A 2,472-nucleotide genomic window follows, 5' to 3' on the forward strand; every position below is an offset into this window, starting at 1 on the left:
TGCGTCCCCTCAAATGGTTTTCGCCTATCGAATTTCTTAATAATAGTGTCCAATATGATTGACAAACCTACATTTTTGAAACTTTTTTTGTTCTTTTCTTATTCAGAAATACTGTGTAAAAAAAGTTTTCTCTGCGATGCTTTATTAACAATATTCTGAAAAGTTTTCATTTTATTTTCTATATGAACATGTTACCGAAAATTTTCGCAATCTCGAAAACGATTAAGCAAATCATTTAGTTGATTTATAACAAATTTAATCAAATATATGTATTGGTAATATTGAAAAAAGCTTAATAATTTTACCACAAAAATAAAAAAGTCGTTAAAAAGTTTACGAAAATTCACAAAATGCCTTTGACAACTCGAGGCAAATGTGGTATAATGTTTAAATGACTGTAGGGTGCAGTGCGTCTAAATGCGACATTATAGAGAAGGTGAGACATTTTGGGAAGAAAACGCATTGGAGTGATATTGTCTGAGGCAGAAAGCTATTATCAGGAAAGATTGCTGAGAGGCGTAATGACAAAGGCTTTTCAGCTTGACTATGATGTGCTTATCTTCACAAGCTTTGTCAAAGAGTCATTCTTAAAAGCAGTGTCTGTTGGAGAAATGCAGATATATGACGTTATAAATTATGATAAGCTCGATGGCGTTATCGTTTTGGCAGATACATTAAAAATGCCTGGGCTTTTTGACAAAATATGCAGGGATATAGATGAGAAATGTCATGTTCCTGTGGTTTTTATAGATGGAAGCTATAAGGACTATGAAAGTATTTATACCCGTGACGAAATACCCTTTATGCAATTGACAGAACATCTTATCGAGGTCCATGGATGCAGGAAGATACTTTTTTTGAGCGGTCCGCTGGAGACTGCCACCACTCGTGAACGGCTTGCGGGATATAAGCGTGCTCTTGAAAAGCATGGCATAGAGTATGATCCGGACTTTGTCTGCTTTGACGGAGGCTTCTGGTATGATAAAGCGGCAGAGGTGGCAAATAATATCATCTATGGCAGACGTAAAAAGCCTGACGCTATCGTTTGCTGTGGAGATTATATGGCTATAGGTGTTGTACATGAATATCAGAAAAACGGTTTGAGCGTGCCTGAGGATATGATAGTTGCAGGTTATGACGCAATAGACGAGGCTATCCATTGCGTGCCAGCTATAACCTCGTGCTCACCGCCGATCTTTGAAACTGGCGTGAACGCAGTAATGACCATTGAGGCAAGGATCAAAGGCGTTGAACCGCAGGGCCTTATAGAGGACGGCGGCAAGGTGGAGATAGGTGCTTCCTGCGGCTGTCATGAGGATTACAGCTATACAAAGCGTGATCTTTTATCATCTCAGAACAAGATGAATTATCATGAATTTTTGGACAGCAATATGACCGATATAATGGCTTGCTCTAAAGATCCCGATGATCTGATGGCCAGGATACAATATTTTCTCTATCTTATCATTGGTCAGGAGAGGTATTATCTCTGCCTTAATGAGGATTGCCTTGGAGAGCATGAGATAGTCGGTGAGATCTCCACTGTTCCAAAGGAATATAAAGAAAATATGGTGCTTTATATAAGAAACGTTGACGGCAAAAGCAGAACTCTTCATGATCCTTTTGAACTCAAAGAGATATTTCCTGATCTGGATGAAGAACGAGAAAGCCCTTGTGCATTCTTTATCACTCCGGTACATTTTATAGATCGGTGCTATGGCTATGCTGTATTGTCTTACGGTGACGAAATAAAATCGATAGATATCACTTATCGTAATTGGACAAATCATGTAAGCAATGCTCTGGAATCAATGCGGATACGAAACTCCATAGCTAATCTTGCAGTCCGTGACGCTATGACAGGTGTTTATTCGAGAATAGGCATTGAGAAAAATATCCAGTTTGTTGTTGACAGAATGTCAAATCCGAAAAATAAGGCTTTTATCGCTGTCTGCGATCTGGACTGCCTTAAAAAGATAAATGATAATTTTGGCCATAACTGCGGTGATATTGCAATAAAAGCGATCGCAGACGCAGTTTTGGCATCGACAAAAAATAACGAGATATGTGCAAGGGTAGGCGGCGATGAGTTTGTGGTGATAGGCTGTAACGACTATAACGACAACTATCCTGAACGATTTTCTGCAAGGGTCAACGACCGGCTTAGGGTATATAACAAGTTTGCAGGTAACGAGTTTGAGGTCAGCGTTAGTATAGGCGGTATTTGTAAACATATAACAGATGTCCACGAGCTTGAAGATATGTTTACACAGGCGGATAAGATAATGTACGCAAGTAAATTGGAAAGACATAAAAACAGGAAATAGCAATAGATAAAATATCAGTGCATTACAACGGACGGTCAGTGATCGTCCGTTTTTGCGTGTGAGAGACACATATTGTAGGTTTGTCAATCATATTGGACACTATTATTAAGAAATTCGATAGGCGAAAACCATTTGAGGGGACGCA

The 2,472-nt window shown here is 39.0% G+C and carries 1 protein-coding gene; it reads left to right on the forward strand.

Features of this window, described 5'->3' with window-relative positions; all coding sequences use genetic code 11:
* Positions 1–446: 446 nt before the first annotated feature.
* Positions 447–2,327, forward strand: coding sequence for a GGDEF domain-containing protein (locus AB5123_RS14095; RefSeq protein ID WP_278945577.1), 1,881 nt, complete (start codon positions 447–449; stop codon positions 2,325–2,327).
* Positions 2,328–2,472: the final 145 nt, after the last annotated feature.

Origin of the sequence: Ruminococcus sp. RTP21204st1_B2_RTP21204_210225 (assembly GCF_040914135.1) — a bacterium.
Lineage (GTDB): Bacteria > Bacillota > Clostridia > Oscillospirales > Ruminococcaceae > Hominimerdicola > Hominimerdicola aceti.